This is a genomic window from Spirosoma soli (genome assembly GCF_042684525.1).
Classification (GTDB): Bacteria; Bacteroidota; Bacteroidia; order Cytophagales; family Spirosomataceae; genus Spirosoma; species Spirosoma soli.
Genome location: NZ_JBHULN010000010.1, coordinates 103,101 through 118,994 on the forward strand (window position 1 = coordinate 103,101; position 15,894 = coordinate 118,994).

At 48.2% G+C, this 15,894-nt stretch carries 13 protein-coding genes and 1 tRNA gene; 9 read left to right on the forward strand and 5 right to left on the reverse strand.

Annotated elements, in window-relative coordinates:
• Positions 1-109 precede the first annotated feature (109 nt).
• Entirely contained in the window at positions 110-355 is a 246-nt protein-coding gene (locus ACFSUS_RS17030) for a hypothetical protein (protein ID WP_381524623.1), read from the forward strand.
• Between the two features lies 1 nt (position 356).
• Here ACFSUS_RS17030 and ACFSUS_RS17035 read toward each other — a convergent pair whose 3' ends face one another.
• On the reverse strand, positions 357-857 hold the full coding sequence (locus ACFSUS_RS17035) for a rhodanese-like domain-containing protein (RefSeq protein ID WP_381524625.1): 501 nt from the start codon (positions 855-857) through the stop codon (positions 357-359).
• A gap of 284 nt (positions 858-1,141) precedes the next feature.
• Here ACFSUS_RS17035 and ACFSUS_RS17040 point away from each other — a divergent pair, with 284 nt between their 5' ends.
• The 7 genes from ACFSUS_RS17040 to ACFSUS_RS17070 all read left to right on the forward strand — a co-directional run bounded on the left by ACFSUS_RS17040 (position 1,142) and on the right by ACFSUS_RS17070 (position 11,576).
• Positions 1,142-4,225 carry a glycoside hydrolase family 3 N-terminal domain-containing protein gene (locus ACFSUS_RS17040; protein ID WP_381524627.1) on the forward strand — a complete coding sequence of 1,028 codons (3,084 nt, stop codon included), beginning with the start codon at positions 1,142-1,144 and terminating at the stop codon, positions 4,223-4,225.
• A 284-nt stretch (positions 4,226-4,509) separates the two neighbouring features.
• A complete protein-coding gene (locus tag ACFSUS_RS17045) occupies positions 4,510-8,412 on the forward strand; it encodes an Ig-like domain-containing protein (RefSeq protein ID WP_381524630.1) in 3,903 nt (1,300 codons plus the stop codon).
• Between the two features lie 59 nt (positions 8,413-8,471).
• Positions 8,472-8,909 carry a nucleoside deaminase gene (locus ACFSUS_RS17050; protein WP_381524633.1) on the forward strand — a complete coding sequence of 146 codons (438 nt, stop codon included), beginning with the start codon at positions 8,472-8,474 and terminating at the stop codon, positions 8,907-8,909.
• A 56-nt stretch (positions 8,910-8,965) separates the two neighbouring features.
• Positions 8,966-9,580 carry a superoxide dismutase gene (locus tag ACFSUS_RS17055; RefSeq protein WP_381524636.1) on the forward strand — a complete coding sequence of 205 codons (615 nt, stop codon included), beginning with the start codon at positions 8,966-8,968 and terminating at the stop codon, positions 9,578-9,580.
• A 101-nt stretch (positions 9,581-9,681) separates the two neighbouring features.
• A tRNA-His gene (locus tag ACFSUS_RS17060) sits at positions 9,682-9,757 on the forward strand.
• Positions 9,758-9,836: 79 nt separating this feature from the next.
• Positions 9,837-10,499, forward strand: coding sequence for a carotenoid biosynthesis protein (locus ACFSUS_RS17065; protein WP_381524638.1), 663 nt, complete (start codon positions 9,837-9,839; stop codon positions 10,497-10,499).
• A 198-nt stretch (positions 10,500-10,697) separates the two neighbouring features.
• Positions 10,698-11,576 (forward strand): MerR family transcriptional regulator, encoded by an 879-nt coding sequence (locus ACFSUS_RS17070; protein ID WP_381524641.1) that lies wholly within the window; start codon positions 10,698-10,700, stop codon positions 11,574-11,576.
• A 56-nt stretch (positions 11,577-11,632) separates the two neighbouring features.
• Here the strand turns inward: ACFSUS_RS17070 and ACFSUS_RS17075 are convergent, their stop codons facing one another.
• Positions 11,633-12,598, reverse strand: a complete 966-nt coding sequence (locus tag ACFSUS_RS17075; RefSeq protein ID WP_381524643.1) for a YheT family hydrolase — start codon at positions 12,596-12,598, stop codon at positions 11,633-11,635.
• 53 nt (positions 12,599-12,651) lie between these two features.
• Between ACFSUS_RS17075 and ACFSUS_RS17080 the strand changes: the two genes are divergently transcribed.
• Positions 12,652-13,098: a hypothetical protein gene (locus ACFSUS_RS17080; RefSeq protein WP_381524645.1), complete on the forward strand. Its 447-nt coding sequence runs from the start codon at positions 12,652-12,654 to the stop codon at positions 13,096-13,098.
• Positions 13,099-13,113: 15 nt separating this feature from the next.
• Here the strand turns inward: ACFSUS_RS17080 and ACFSUS_RS17085 are convergent, their stop codons facing one another.
• The 3 genes from ACFSUS_RS17085 to ACFSUS_RS17095 form a co-directional block, all read right to left on the reverse strand.
• On the reverse strand, positions 13,114-13,884 hold the full coding sequence (locus ACFSUS_RS17085) for a glycosyltransferase family 2 protein (protein WP_381524646.1): 771 nt from the start codon (positions 13,882-13,884) through the stop codon (positions 13,114-13,116).
• A 79-nt stretch (positions 13,885-13,963) separates the two neighbouring features.
• Positions 13,964-14,920, reverse strand: a complete 957-nt coding sequence (locus ACFSUS_RS17090) for a glycosyltransferase family 2 protein (RefSeq protein WP_381524649.1) — start codon at positions 14,918-14,920, stop codon at positions 13,964-13,966.
• 115 nt (positions 14,921-15,035) lie between these two features.
• Positions 15,036-15,860 carry a hypothetical protein gene (locus ACFSUS_RS17095; protein ID WP_381524650.1) on the reverse strand — a complete coding sequence of 275 codons (825 nt, stop codon included), beginning with the start codon at positions 15,858-15,860 and terminating at the stop codon, positions 15,036-15,038.
• Positions 15,861-15,894 lie beyond the last annotated feature (34 nt).

Sequence of the window (15,894 nt, forward strand, 5' to 3'; positions counted from 1 at the left end):
GACCAGCTGCTTGATCTACCACAAAAAATATTATGAAAAATATAGTACTATGTATTGCAAGATACCAACTAAAGCATATATCTTTGCATAGTAAATCAAACGAAAGGCAATGAAAACGTACCTGATTATCGGAATTCTCTTAGTAGGTATGAGCGGACAGGCGATGAGCATGGGCCATCCGCATAATGTGTTTGCTGCCCGCAAAAAAATGCGCGCTAAAGCAACAGCTTCGATGATGAAAGCAAAATCGTCTACGGACGTATGCTGGCAATCAACCGTAGAGTTAGGTAAAGCTAGCTTAAGCAAGCGTGTATTTGCGGCTCTGGCACGCGTGGGCTCGGCACAAGCCTATTAATTTACTCGTATACTTTCTCTCCGCGGTTTAGCCAGACGCCCCACAGCCGCGAATAAGCGTGAACACGTTGTGTAGGCTTCCCCTGCGCATCAACTACCGGATTTCCTTCATTGACCCACTCGAATAAGCTGCCGTATAAGTTGTGTACGTGCTGATAACCGGCTTTAAGCAGCTTCTCTCCGACCCGCTCGCTTCGATACCCTACCGAGCAGTAGAGCACTAAATTCGCATCCTTAGGTACTCCCTGTACCCGTTTCAGATCAAAGTCGTCGTAACCAACCCACCGCGCGTTGGGCAAATGGCTTACATCGAACTCTTGTTTACTTCTAGTATCAAGCAGAACGGCATTAGGTATCTTCTTCAGTTCGGCTACACTGACTAACGGCACGGTTTTTTTATACATCGCTTCGAGCATCGCCCCATACGTCTTGCTGGTTGTCTGTGCCTTACTCACCAGCACTGTGCCCAACAATGCTCCCAACAAAACCCATAATTGCTTCATAATACTTACTTAGTATTCTCTGCGTTTATTTTACTACTAAACTACTAGGCATTTTTTCTATCTATAGAATAGAAATTGGCCTAATTTTTATACACGCAAAAATAACCGTTGCCTATGTTTAATTTTGTATTAATCCAGCACCTGAAACCTTCACACTACATTATATTGTTAAAAACTTAGACAATTCCAGTACGGGTTATGGTTTTCGATAGTCATTGGCTACTTTTATGGTTTGGCAAAACCCCACCGATAGCTGACTGTACCTTTTTACCCATTGAGTATCCATGCGTAGTAGTGTAGTACGGCCAATTTTACTCGTCGGCTTTTTGTCCGTCAGTTTGCTAACCGCGTTTGGTTTAACCAAACCAGGCCGCTCTTTTTGGGCGCGGCTTTCCCATTCAGCGTCTCACAGACATGCCTCCAAGCGCCATGTAACCCCGGTTGCCCGTAAGGAGATTTCCAGCTACGTATTTGGGCCAGCGGCTCGTCCCGTCGAAGTATTTAATCTAACAGATAGTGGCCAACATTGGGTCGATAGTGTATTTCAGACGCTCACTCCTGAACAAAAGATTGGCCAGTTTTTTATGGTGGCTACGTTCTCTAACCGTCACGAGAACCACTACCAATACATTGATCACCTCATTCAGAACAACCATATTGGTGGGCTGATTTTCTTCCAGGGTGGCCCGTATCGCCAGGCCGTACTGACGAACCGCTACCAGGCCTTGTCTAAAGTGCCGCTGCTGATTGGCATTGATGGGGAATGGGGTTTGGGTATGCGGCTTGACAGCGCGATGGGCTTTCCGAAGCAAATGGCCTTGGGCGCCATTCGCGATAATGAACTGATCTACCGCATGGGCGCCGAGATTGGTCGGCAGTGCCAACGTCTGGGTATTCATATCAATTTTGCTCCCGTATCCGATATTAACAGTAACCCGGCAAACCCAGTCATTGGCGTTCGCTCGTTCGGCGAATCGAAAGAGAACGTAGCGTTGAAGGCATCGGCTTACATGCGGGGCTTACAGCAGACCCACGTTATCGCAACTGCTAAGCACTTTCCGGGTCATGGCGACACCAACGCCGACTCGCACCATACCTTACCAACGGTTAGTCGGTCGTCGGAGCAGATGCGAGAGATTGACTTGTATCCATTCCGCAAACTTATTGCCGATAGCTTGATGGGGGTTGTGACAGGCCACCTGCACGTGCCTGTTATGGATAACACGCCCGCCTTAGCCGCGACCCTTTCCGAAAAAATTGTTACCGAGTTACTCAAGAAAGAATTAGGCTTTCGCGGCTTGGTATTCACCGATGCGCTGAACATGGGTGGCATCAGCCGGTCGCCCAAAGCGATGGATGTTAACCTGCGGGCGCTTATTGCTGGTAACGACATCCTGCTGTATCCGGAAAACGTACGTGATGCCACCACCAATATCCTGAATGCCATTCAGCAAGGGGTTATCTCCCAGGAGTTTGTTGATGAAAAGGTTAAGAAGATACTTCGGGCCAAATACTGGGCCGGGCTAAACAAGTATAAGCCAATAAATCTGGCGGGGTTGTCGTCGGAACTGAATTCACCGGAGGCAGAGCTGCTGAAGCAGGAGCTATGTGAGCAATCGGTTACGGTTGCCAGCAATCAAAATAATTTGTTGCCGCTGAAACGTATTGATACCTTACGGCTGGCCTCTGTAGCTATTGGTGCTGAGCCAGGTAACGTATTTCAAAAGACACTCAATCAGTACGCGCCGTTCCAGACGCTAGCTTATCCAGAAAAACCAGTTTCGGAAGCTGACCTGAGCAATATGATGACTCAGATTGGCGACGCCAATACGGTCGTGGTGAGCTTCCACCGCATGAGCGAATCAGGGGCTCGTAAGTATGGCATTACCAAAGCCTCGCTTGATCTCATTGCACGTCTGAAACAGCGGGGCACAAAAGTGATTGTAACAGCCTTTGGCTCGCCTTACAGCCTGCCTCAGTTTGGTCAGGCCGACGCACTCGTTTGCGCTTACCAGGAGCTCGACGACATGCAACGGGTGGTGCCTCAGGTGCTTTTCGGCGGTTTAGGCGCACGTGGTATGTTACCAATCTCTACCGGCGATATGAAAGTAGGGATGGGCCTGACGTTAGGACCTGAAGGGCGGCTCTCGATGGGATCGCCCGAAAGCGTCGGAATGAAGTCAACGGTACTGGCCAAAATAGATGCCATTGTGCAGAATGCGGTGAAAGACCGGGTCGTTCCTGGCTGTGAGGTGCTGGTAGCCAGAAAAGGTAAGATTGTATACAGCAAGAACTTTGGCGCGCTGACCTATGCCCCAGGTGCCGAAAAGGTGACCGATGAGACATTGTATGATCTGGCGTCGCTAACCAAAGTACTCGCTACGCTCCAGTCGGTGATGGTCTTATACGATCGCAAGCAAGTTGATCTAACTCAGAAAGCATCGGCTTACCTGCCCGAGTTACGAGGTACAAACAAGCAAAATATTACCTTGCTGGATCTGCTCTGGCACCAATCAGGCATGGTGTCTTTTTACCCAACCACCTGGGACCGTACCCGGATGCCGGGTGGCGGCTTGAAAGCTGAATACTATAACGCTACGCCTGACAGTCTGCACACACTGCAGATCGCTCCTACGCTCTGGGCCGTACCAGCGCTGAAAGACTCCGTCTGGAAGTGGGTTGTTCAATCACCTATGTCGAAAAAACTGGACGAGTCGGGCAAGCCTGCTTATGTGTATAGCGACTTAAACTTCCTGACCTTACAGAAAGTCGTGGAGCGAGTAAGTAAGCAGCCCTTAGACAAGTTTGTTACGGAGAACGTATATAAACCTTTAGGATTGCATCAGTTAGGATTTACACCGTTGCAACGGTTGCAGCATCCGCAATGCGCGCCGACCGAACAAGATACGTACTACCGAAATCAGTTGCTGGTTGGCACGGTGCATGACCAGATGGCAGCTGTGCAGGGAGGTATATCGGGCCATGCTGGCTTGTTTGGCAACGCCCGCGAAATAGCGACGTTACTACAAATGAACCTTCAAAAAGGTGAGTACGGTGACCAGCGCATTCTTCAACCGATGACGGTTCCCTACTTTACGCAAACGCTGAGCAACCGCAGCCACCGGGCCTTAGGCTGGGACAAGCCAAATCCGGAGAGTCCAAGTAGCGTTTATATGGCCCCGCAAGCATCACCCCGTTCATTTGGTCATACAGGTTTCACGGGCAACGTCGTTTGGGTCGATCCCGATCAGGAGTTGATCTTTATCTTCCTTTCTAACCGAATCTATCCAACAGCGGGTAACAATTCGATTAATACGACTAAACTCCGTCGACGCATTCATGAGGTAATCTACAGCGCTGTTCAGTAAGGTAAGATTTTTAATAGTCAACTCTTCTTTGCTTTCATGCACTTAACTTATTCACTGCCACTGTTTTAAAACAGTGGCATTTTTATTGCTGCATGTCTCTCACACACGATTTTTACCAGAGGGGCAATTGAGTTATCACACTAAACTTCTGTACGCCAATCAACTAGGCATCCAATATACACAATACAGCATGAATATATGAACTACAATGTGCTTATCAGCTAACTTAATATAGTACATAAAAATCTTAACTTTAGGCCCATTACTGCTTTATTCTCTTGACTATGAAAGGACGTATTTTTTACTCCTGTTTATTAATCTGGTTATGCATCCTTGGGCTTATTACTGCTAGTTTTGCTCAGACAATCACAACAGGGACGGTTACTCCAACTAGCGTATGCTCCGGCGGCACGGTTACTGTAACCTTTGTTACATCCGGCACCTTTGCAGCATCCAACACCTTCACCGCTCAACTGTCTGATCCAACTGGCGCGTTTCCGGCAAATCCAACGGCCATAGGCACAGTCAAAAACGCAGGCACTCTTACCGCCACAATCCCTGCTAACACAGCGGGAGGTTCTTCGTACCGCATTCGGGTTGTATCGAGCGCTCCAGCACGAGTCGGTACCAATAGCTTAGTGGCATTAACGGTTAATGCCCCACCAAATCCTACAGTAACGGTTCCAAATCCATATTGCGAAGGCGACCCAGCAACCGCCTTATCGGCCACCCCATCGACCGGCGGAACGCTCAACTGGTACGGCACAAACGCAACCGGCGGCACTCGATCGGGCAATGCCCCAACACCAAATACTAGTGTAATTGGGACTACACCTTATTACGTCAGTCAGACGATTGGTGGTTGCGAAGGGCCAAGAACCTCTGTTCCTGTCACTGTAAAAGATAAACCTAACGCACCGGGAGCTAGTCCGATTGGCTATTGTGTGGGTCAGGCAGCTAGTCCGCTGACGGCAACGGCCGTTGCTGGGGCTACGCTTAACTGGTATACAGTTCCATCAAACGGTACCGCTTTGTCTGGAGCTCCTACCCCGTCAACAACTGGCGCAGGCAGCACGACGTATTATGTCAGTCAAACGCTGAATGGTTGTGAAGGCCCTCGCGCTAGTATTGTCGTAACAGTTAGTGCTCCTCCAGCGGCTCCAACCGCTCCAGCCCCCACTACGTATTGCCAAGGTGCTCAGGCCATAGCCCTTTCAGCCAGCGGACAAGGGTTAAAATGGTATGGAACAGCGGCAACCGGCGGAACGGCATCTCCAACACCAACCACACCTGCTACAACTACGGATGGCACAACTAACTATTACGTTAGCCAGACGGTTAATGGCTGCGAAAGCGCCCGGACTGCCATTGCTGTAGTGGTTAAGCCTCAACCAGCATCACCGACAATTCCGACAACAGCTCCATCGTACTGCCAAAGTCAAACAGCGGTTGCCTTATCGGCTACCCCATCCACTGGTGGAACGCTCAATTGGTACGGCACAAACGCAACCGGCGGTACTCCATCACCAACAGCAAACACACCGGTTACGACTCAGGCAGGGACTGTTAATTATTACGTCAGCCAGACGGTTAACAGCTGCGAGAGTAACCGTGCCTCTATTCCTGTAACTATAAAATCTACTCCAAGCGCCCCAACTGTTGCGAGTCCTGTTACCGCTTGTCAGAGTCAAACGGCCGTTGCCTTAACCGCGGCTCCGTCTACGGGCGGAACATTGAACTGGTATGGGACAGCCCCAACGGGCGGCACGCCATCGTCAGCCGCTCCGGCTCCGTCAACTACGGCCTTGGGTTCTACAACGTATTACGTCAGCCAAAGTGTTGCTGGCTGCGAAGGCCCACGGGCCTCACTTACCGTTACGGTTAGTCCTGTACCAGCGCCACCAACCGCTACTGCACCAGCTCCTTTTTGCCAGGGCGCCACAGTACAATCATTAACGGCTACGGGTCAAGGCTTAAAATGGTACGGGACGGCGGCAACCGGTGGCACTGGCTCTTCAAATCCCACGATACCTAGTACTACTACTGTGGGGCCTGCTACCTACTACGTTACACAAACCGTCAATGGTTGCGAAAGCGGTCGAACACCTATTGCCGTTTCCATAAAACCTACCCCCAGTGCCCCAGCTACGTCGGCTATTGAATTTTGTCAGGGCACTCCAGCTCCGGTCCTGTCAGCAACGTTCGTGACAAACGCGACCCCAAAATGGTATGGAACAGCGGCAACCGGCGGAACAGGGGCGACTATCCCACCCGCTTTGTCGAACAACACGCCTGGAACAACAACGTACTACGTCAGCCAGACATTAGAAAGTTGTGAGAGCCCACGAGCCAGCGTGAATGTGCGGGTAAAAGCGTTGCCTGCTGCACCTGGTGTAAACTCAATCAGTTATTGTAATAATCAAGTGGCTCAACCGCTTCAAGCTCAAGGCGCTGAATTAAAATGGTTTGATCTAACTGGCAATCCACTTGGAGGAGTACCTACTCCTAATACCAGTATTGTAGGTGATCAAACTTTTGGCGTTTCTCAAACTGTTGACAACTGCGAAGGTCCTAAAGCCACCTTAACCGTTACTATAAAACCGTTGCCGGGTGCGCCGGGCGTATCTCCGGTTAGTTATTGCCAAAAACAACAGGATCAGCCAGCACAAAATATAGATCCGTTAAAGGCTAATGGATCGGATCTGCGCTGGTACACTACCGATAACAATTCGATTCCCAATGCGCCTATTCCGTCAATCGACCAAGCCGGAGTTCAAACCTATCAGGTAAGCCAGGTTGTGAATGGGTGTGAAGGCGCAAAAGCTACCCTTCAGGTAACCGTTAATGCAGTGGCGGCTCCGGTCGTTCCTAAACCACTGGTCGCTTATTGTATCAATGATAATGCTACTCCCTTAGAAGCGGTTGCAGCATCAGGAGCTAGTTTACGTTGGATCGACCCTTATAACCGCCCGACGAATGATGCGCCAACCCCATCAACGCTTAATACCAACGTTGATCCGCAGGGCGACGCCTTTTACGTGTATCAAATTGGCGCTAACGGGTGTTACAGCGCCCGATCCATGATACGAGTTGTTGTCAACACGACGCCAACGTTAGCTTTAGTTGCTCCGGTAGCATCAGTTAACCTTGGTCAAACGGCTCCGTTACATTTGAGATTTACGGGCTCCGGCCCTTATAGCTATACCCTTACCGGAGGCTATGCCGGAACATCGCGAACATCAGATACCACGATTGCGGTATTACCACGTGGCAATACAACGTATCAGGTAACGGCCGTTCAGAATGGTTGCGGAATTGGCTTACCCGGTAACCCTGCCACAGCTATGGTTACAGTTCGGGTGCCAACCGTTTCAACTGAGTTGATAAGCTCTTCGACCTTGTGCGCTGGCACGTCGCTTGTCGTTCCCTTTACAACGACGGGGGAGTTCAACCAAGGCAATCAGTTTCAGATTGAGCTGGCCAGCGCAGCGGATACCTCTAAAAAATACGACGTTTTAGCTACCGCGAACAGCTCACCAGTAACGGGTGATCTACCGAGTGCTTTACCCAGTGGCCAATACTTCGTTCGGGTGAAAGCCTCAAATCCGGGTATCGGTGTTACAGGTTCCAACAGCCCCACAATGCTGACCGTACGTTCACTGCCTTCAGCTACATTGGCAGGTACCCAAAATATATACGAGGGCACGCCAGCCAACCTAACCATTACGTTAGGGGGCGACGGTCCCTGGACAATTGCTTATGCCGATAGTATACGTAGTTACTCGGCCATAGCAACGACCAATCCTTATGTTTCTGAGGTACGCCCAGCTCGCACAACAAACTACCGTATAACGTCTGTAAGCAACAGCTGCGGCACGGGCCCTAGCTCAGGTACGGCCACAGTTGCAGTTTTACCGCTGTTGGGCGTGGAAGACAACTCGCTCGATCCGCTGGTCAAGACCTATCCAGTACCAACTACCACTACTATCACAGTCGAGCTAGATTTACCTCTGACCCGCGATCCGGCGACACTGACTGTTATCGACTTTCGAGGACGTACCATACTACAACAACTAACACGCAACCGCCGAAATGAACTTGACTTAACAAGTCAGCCGAATGGATTATATATGTTGCGTATTCAGGTTGGCGACCGGCAAACGGCACGAAAGATATTGAAGCAGTAAGTCATTTTCCGGGAGCAGTGCTTTATGTTATACTGCTCCCGGGAACCTTCCCGGATGTTATGTTCACCGACGACTATTTTATGGAGATCGCGCTCGGCTTGGCTGAAGAAGCGGCCGATGAAGGCGAAATTCCAGTTGGTGCTGTGGTCGTCTGCCGCAACCGCATTATTGCCAAAGCGCGCAATCAAACGGAACAGTTAAACGACGTAACCGCCCACGCCGAAATGTTGGCGATTACGGCGGCAACTCAGTACCTCGGCGGCAAATACCTTACAGACTGTACCCTTTATGTCACGCTGGAACCTTGTGTAATGTGCGCCGGAGCTTTATTCTGGGCGCAGGTCGGCCGGTTAGTTATTGGAGCGAGTGACGCTAAACGAGGGTATAGCCGCATTGAGCCCTCACTGCTTCATCCAAAAACCAGGCTCGAAACAGGGGTACTAGCTACAGAAAGTCAGGAGCTACTGACGAAGTTTTTTAAGCGCTTAAGAACATAATTTGAAAGTGGCTTGTTAACCCATCCGATAATCTTCCATTCTAACTGATTAGTAAAATGGCTTTTGTATTAGATCCGCTACCCTACCCAAGCGATTCGCTCGAACCCAACATCGATAAGCAAACGATGGAAATTCACCACGGAAAGCACCACAATGCTTACGTGACGAACCTGAACAATGCCATCGCCGGGACCGAATTAGAAAATAAATCCATTGAAGACTTACTGGCAAGTGTAAGCCAGTCGCCAGTGGCAGTTCGGAACAATGGGGGTGGCCATTATAACCATACATTGTTCTGGAACACGATTTCTGGTAGTGGTGGAGGACAACCTACCGGCGATTTAGCCGAAGCCATCAACCAGAAGTTTGGTTCGTTCGATTCTTTTAAAGAAGAGTTTACCAAAGCGGCAACAACTCGTTTCGGCTCAGGCTGGGCCTGGTTAATTGTTACTCCCGAAGGCGAGCTGGCCATTACCTCAACGGCAAACCAGGACAACCCGCTGATGGATGTTGCAGAAACGAAGGGCTTTCCGATTATTGGCCTCGATGTATGGGAGCACGCTTACTACCTAAAATATCAAAACCGCCGACCCGATTACATTGCGGCTTATTTCAATGTAATTGATTGGAACGCAGCGGAAAAGCGCTATCAGCAAGGAAAGCAAGCCTAAATTATTCAATGATGAATGATAAATTATGAATGAAGTCGCGAAAAAATGCGCCAATACCATTTATAATTCATCATTCATCGTTATTTTTGCAATCCTAAAACGGTGATTGTAGCTCAGTTGGTTAGAGCGTCGGATTGTGGTTCCGAAGGTCGCGGGTTCGAGCCCCGTCTTTCACCCTAGTTAAAAGCCCTGACACCGTCAGGGCTTTTTCATTTCTGTAAGCTAACCTTCTGCTCCAACAGGCGGTTGTTTATTCATGCCCGCGAGTATTCCTATAGCTCCTCGTTATCATCCTACCGTCCGCACGGTATTAACTCTTGCTTACATAGCAGGTGTTATAGGATTACAGTTACCCGGTTTAGCTGTTTATTTCCGACCACTTAGTCCGTTTACCTTAATAAGTTCGTTAGTTGTTCTCTTGTTGTACCACACCGATTGGCGCCCAGCTTTTTATCTTTACCTAGTGCTGGCGGTGCTAACTGGTTACTTTATTGAACTGTTAGGAGTACACACGGGCTTGATTTTCGGTCATTATGCGTATGGATGGGGGCTAGGCTTTCGACTATGGGAAGTTCCTCCAGTCATCGGCATTAACTGGCTAGCCCTTTCATACTGTTGTGGCTCGGTATGCAGCCATCTTAAAGTGCCAACCTATGCTAAGGTTATTGCAGCCGCTACGTTAATGGTTGTATTGGATTTTTTTATTGAACCGGTTGCTGTAGAGCTAGATTTCTGGACTTGGTTTGACCAACCGGTGCCTCTAAGAAATTATATCGGCTGGTGGCTCGTCTCCGCCGTTTTATTCAGTGTTTGGTACGCTCTCCCGTTTCGCAAAGAAAACAGATTGGCTAAATGGCTGCTGACTCTACAATTTCTCTTCTTCATAAGTCATAACTTGTTCATCTTTTTGCGAAAATAATTAAACAAAACTCTCATAGCTGGGTTATCTTTGTGTTAATGTCGGCTTTTAGAAGTTGATATTACCCATAGCGAGCAGTCTTCTTTTGTTCATATATCGGTAAATTTTAACCAGATGCAACTACTTGCTATACTTAACAATCTAATTCTGTAAGCAACGATTACTTACTTGTCCGTTTATCTTTAGTGGTCTTATATTATGAGCAATTATTCGATAAAAGATCTAGAACAGCTGTCAGGCATTAAGGCCCACACACTGAGGATTTGGGAGCAACGATACAACATTATCACGCCCAAACGGACAGACACAAACATTCGTACCTACGATGATCAGGACCTTAAACTGGTCTTGAATATCTCCCTGTTGAAAGACCACGGGTATAAGATTTCAGAGATATCCAAGCTCTCGGTGGAGGAAATGTACCGAGAAGTTATCAAGATTTCTGACAGACAACTCAACTATCCTGATCAGATTCACGCGCTGACCATCTCAATGATTGATTTGGACGAAGAGCGTTTCGAAAAAATTGTCAGCACGAATATTCTGCAGTTTGGTTTTGAGAATACGATGATTCACATCATTTACCCGTTCTTAAGCCGAATTGGTACGTTGTGGGTAACAGGCTCCATCGGCCCAGCACAAGAGCACTTCATCACCAACCTTATTCGCCAAAAGATCATCGTTGCCATTGATGGTCAGGTAAGCAAGCAGCGACCGAACGGCAAGAAATACATGCTGTTCCTACCCGAAGGCGAATTGCATGAGATAAGCTTACTTTTTGCCAATTACATCATTCGCGCTCGTTACAACAAGGTTATCTATTTAGGACAAAGCTTACCGTTCAATGAGTTAGTATTTGCTTACAACGTCCATAAGCCAGATTACATCTTTACCGCTATCACCTCGGTACCATCCAACCATGAAGTACAGCCTTTCGTCGACCGGATGGTGAAAACGTTTCCAGACTCTCACTTACTCTTAACTGGCTATCAAGTCGTTGGGCAGGACATAGAGATTCCGGAGAATGCAACGATTATCAACCAGATCGAAGATCTGATCCGTCTGGCCGCTACGTAAAGCCTTTGGCATTTAAAGGCATTTTACTCATCCTAATCTTCATTCAGGTTACCTGCTCAGACTTGGTTCCGAGCAAAGGCTAAAGCCCGCCGTTCGGCATACGTGTGCGAATCGCGTGGCACCTGAAAACCAACATGCCCTCCTGTTCGGGGTACTTCCAGAAATACGTTGGGGTGCGTCTGAGCTAGCCACTCTGGCGAACATTCAACGGATAAGAGCGGATCGTTCTGAGCGTTCAGCAATAGTGTTGGCACAGTGATACCAGGCATGAAATTGACAGCCGATGCCTGCTCATAGAAATCGTCTGCATCGCGATAATCATTGACCGGAGCCGAAAAAAACTCGTCGAAATCTCGCCATTGTTTCACCTGCTGTAACTGGGTCATGTCTAACCGCCCGGGAAAAAGCGTCGCCTTCTGGCTGATCTTGACGACCAGTTTTTTCATAAACCGGTTTCTGTAAAAGCGATTCGATGGTCGGTCGAGCAGAGCGGCACTAGCACCTAGATCCGTCGGAGCTGAAATAGCAATTCCTCTCTTAATTACGTCCGGAAGATGCTTACCATGAACGCCAAGGTATTTCAGGGTAATGTTTCCGCCCATACTGTAGCCGACGAGTACGATTTCCTCATACGACTTAGTCCGTAAAGCATGATCGAGCAATTCACCAAGGTCGCCAATTTCACCGTGATTGTACAGCCGGAAGGCCCGATTCATTTCGCCACTGCACGACCGGCAGTTCCAGGCCAGTACGTCGTAGCCATGTTGAGCGAACAGCCGAGCCGTCCCCCGAATGTACTGACGGTTGCTGTCGCCTTCTAAACCGTGCGTTAGTACTACCAATCGCTTACGCCCTTTGTCAATCCAATCTAAGTCAAGAAAGTCGCCATCTGACAGTATCAGACGCTCACGCTCATAATATACGTTTGCTACCTTACGAGTTAGACTAGGAAAGATCGTTTGTAAGTGCCCATTGTACTGATAAGCGGGCGGGCCAGGATATGTGGAGCGAACAAGAGGCATATAAAGTAAACAACGGCTACTTTTGAAACGTTGTTTCAACACAAAGCAGAGTCATGCAGCTTGCCAAATACCTTTCTGTCATTGTTGCCAGCACGATCAAGTTCGTTGGTGGGCCCTTATCTGGTATTGCCTTAGGCCTGAGCTGGATTGAAACGGCGGTTTGCACAACGCTAGGAATGATGTTGAGTGTAGTGGCCGTTACCTACGCAGGAGCAGCGCTGCAAACACTGCTTCAACGCTACAGGCCACAAACTCCAAAGCGCTTTACGCGCAGGACTCGAATGGCCATCCGCATCTGGAAGCGATCTGGATTGATCGGCATTGCCTTACTAACTCCGCTAATTTTGACCCCCATCGGTGGTACAGCGCTTGCCGTATCTTTCCGCGTCGGACGGGGCCAACTACTACTCTATATGCTCATCAGTGGCATTTTCTGGGCAGTAGTTCAGACCATTGCGCTTTATCAAGTTCCGGGCTTACAGCAGTTTTTCCAGCGGTAAAACAATTTAAAGCACCTATCGACTTACTGTTTGGGGAGTAACAGTTGCTGATTTTTTACGGAAATCACCGCGTGAGAAATACTTTTCAATAAGGCAATACATTAGAATAAAGAAGTAACGACTCCCCATCTCTTTAATTTTCAGCTTCGACTCCCCATACTTCCGGTTCGTCCAGCTATTAGGCACCACTGCATAGCTATACCCGCGAACAATAGCCTTGAGTGGCAACTCAACAGTCAGGTTAAAATGAGGAGCTAGAAAAGGCTTTACACCCTCAATAGTTTCGCGTTTGTAAAGCTTAAAGGCATTTGTCGTATCGTTGTAATTAATGCCCATAACCATTTTGACGATGAAATTGGCAATGCGGTTAATGAACTTCTTGAGGGGTGGGTAATCAATCACCTTGCCTCCTTTAACCCAGCGCGATCCAAACACGGCATCTACGTTCGTTTCAAGCATTTTATAATAGTACTTGACTAAATCTTCCGGATCGTCGGATAAATCAGCCATGAATACAGCAACACAGTCCCCTGAAAAGCGCTCTAAACCGTAGCGCACGGCATAGCCAAATCCATTAGGACCATGATTTGTGTAATAGACTAAAGTTGGAATTTCGGTAGCCGCTAGCTGTTGCAATACCTGCAACGTACCATCCTTTGAATTATCGTTGGTCACGCAGATTTCGTGCGGAATACCGTGCTTAGCCAGCGTTTGGTATAAGGCCCGCAGCGTAGGCGGCAACGATTCCTCTTCATTGTATGCAGGAATAACAACGCTTAATTTCATGGCTGTATTGATTAGATGTTAACGTGTTTGGAATAATTGACTAGAATTCAGATTAACTTTAGCAATTTCTAGTTACATGTTAACGGTGCGGCAACAGCCGTATGGTACTGTACAATTTACTAACAGGTTCGGGTAATACATAATCCCGGAGAACAAACTTAGTTTTCTTCCAGCCGGGCCGGCCCAGATGCAAGTATTTCAGCGCGTAGAACGCACGACGGAAATAACGATTCTTGTACTGCTTCGAGTCAAGCAACATCCGGTAGTACCTGGCGATGTTACGGCGTAGTACACGGTCGTATTTATAATCTAATTCGCGATTAATGTCGCGGTACATTTGAATGCGATTGCGCAGAAACGTTTCGTCGTAATAGTTATCTGCAAAGCTGGCCCCCCCGCGATTCTTACGATACACCGACATTACATCAGGAATGTATCCAATATTGCCCAACTTGGCTTTCAAAATCAAGCGCGGAATGTCACCACTCGATGATTCTCTAAACCAGGTTGGGTACTCTTTAATGTTGTTCCGATACATAGTGCTCGATGTCGCCATGAACCAGATTTCGTCTTCACCGATTAAATCATCAACTGTATAGAATGGCTTCATATCCGGCCCGTTCAAAACATGCGACGGTGTTCCATCTTCGTACGTAATCAGGGCGTTATGAAACACTGTTGAATAATCGGGATGAGCATCAAGTAAGTCCGCTTGTTTCTGAAGCTTGAGCGCATCCGTCCAGTAATCATCGCCATCCATCAGCGCATAATACTCACCTTTAGCCAGTTTAAGCGTTTCGAGGAAATTGATTCCACCGTTCTTACCCATATTACGTGGGTGCAATACACCAATAACAAGGCCGGGATGCTGGCGTTCATACTCCTGTATAATCTCACGCGTGCCATCCGACGAAAAATCATCACCAACCAAAATTTCGATTGGGAATGTCGTTTGTTGCGCCAGGGCACTATCGATGGCCTTACGAATGAATTTATGCTGATTGTAGGTAATAATCAGAACGCTTACTTTGACCATACTATGAAAAATAACCCGGTCCGAGCATAACCTATCAGGTGCTAAAGACCGGGTCTTTGTGGGCAACAAAGATATGAATAGAACGTGTTACATCAGGGAATGCCTATCCTCCTGATTAAACGGTCGCTTCGGAAGTCGCATTCTTAGCCGACTGAATCTGAGTTTTCCAACCCTGGGGCTCCTCTTTATCAGCCGGGGTTCCCCATGGATTGTAGAACGGCAAGATTGCGACCCAACGGCCGGCCGGATCATCCCAGCTAAACCGGTCAGCAAAGCTGGATGGGCTTACCCAGTGCGGCAGGTCGTAACGGAACAAAATCATATCGCCCATATCCTGGAAACCTTCCGTTTCAACAATATGGTCGTTGATGACGTAGCCAGTTCCGCCCGATGTGTAATCTTTTCCATACTGATTAAGGGCCAGTATAGTACCTACTTTCTGTGGGTTGAGCGGATGCCAATGCCGTCCGAAGAAGCTACCACCCAGTGGGTAATGAGTAACCTGTGGGTGGAAATACGGTTCACCCTTCCGGATGCCATACTCTTCGTTATTACCCGTCAGGTTATTCCAGAACTGACGCATCGGATTAAAGACACTCAATAACGTTTGCTTCATTGGCTCTTCCAAGTCCAGAATAGCATCGAAGGTATGGTCATGGAACAGTTGAGGAGCCTGCTGAATCTTAGCAATGTGCAATCGCTGCTTATGCTGATTGTTGTCGAACGTATCAGGCCCTTCCGCCAACGGAGTCTTTGCAGCCCAGTCGCGAGTAGCCTGAATAATACTACGCAGTGTATCTTGTGGTATACCGGTTCTGATGATAACAATATTTGGCTCGTTCACCAGCCGCATTACCTCTTCGTATGGAATCTCAGGTACAATCTGGCCGTCTTTGAACTCGGCATCGACCCGTATCAAGTATTTCGATAACTCTTTCATTTTGGCTTACTGTTTTACACAAAATAGGACGCTG

Excerpts from the sequence above, each read along its gene's own strand:
- ACFSUS_RS17075 (WP_381524643.1), bottom strand. The coding sequence starts at position 12,598 with ATGCCTCTTGTTCGCTCCACATATCCTGGCCCGCCCGCTTATCAGTAC.
- ACFSUS_RS17070 (WP_381524641.1), top strand. The coding sequence starts at position 10,698 with ATGAGCAATTATTCGATAAAAGATCTAGAACAGCTGTCAGGCATTAAG.
- ACFSUS_RS17045 (WP_381524630.1), top strand. The coding sequence starts at position 4,510 with ATGAAAGGACGTATTTTTTACTCCTGTTTATTAATCTGGTTATGCATC.
- ACFSUS_RS17040 (WP_381524627.1), top strand. The coding sequence starts at position 1,142 with ATGCGTAGTAGTGTAGTACGGCCAATTTTACTCGTCGGCTTTTTGTCC.
- ACFSUS_RS17055 (WP_381524636.1), top strand. The coding sequence starts at position 8,966 with ATGGCTTTTGTATTAGATCCGCTACCCTACCCAAGCGATTCGCTCGAA.
- ACFSUS_RS17035 (WP_381524625.1), bottom strand. The coding sequence starts at position 857 with ATGAAGCAATTATGGGTTTTGTTGGGAGCATTGTTGGGCACAGTGCTG.
- ACFSUS_RS17030 (WP_381524623.1), top strand. The coding sequence starts at position 110 with ATGAAAACGTACCTGATTATCGGAATTCTCTTAGTAGGTATGAGCGGA.
- ACFSUS_RS17095 (WP_381524650.1), bottom strand. The coding sequence starts at position 15,860 with ATGAAAGAGTTATCGAAATACTTGATACGGGTCGATGCCGAGTTCAAA.
- ACFSUS_RS17080 (WP_381524645.1), top strand. The coding sequence starts at position 12,652 with ATGCAGCTTGCCAAATACCTTTCTGTCATTGTTGCCAGCACGATCAAG.
- ACFSUS_RS17050 (WP_381524633.1), top strand. The coding sequence starts at position 8,472 with ATGTTCACCGACGACTATTTTATGGAGATCGCGCTCGGCTTGGCTGAA.
- ACFSUS_RS17090 (WP_381524649.1), bottom strand. The coding sequence starts at position 14,920 with ATGGTCAAAGTAAGCGTTCTGATTATTACCTACAATCAGCATAAATTC.
- ACFSUS_RS17065 (WP_381524638.1), top strand. The coding sequence starts at position 9,837 with ATGCCCGCGAGTATTCCTATAGCTCCTCGTTATCATCCTACCGTCCGC.
- ACFSUS_RS17085 (WP_381524646.1), bottom strand. The coding sequence starts at position 13,884 with ATGAAATTAAGCGTTGTTATTCCTGCATACAATGAAGAGGAATCGTTG.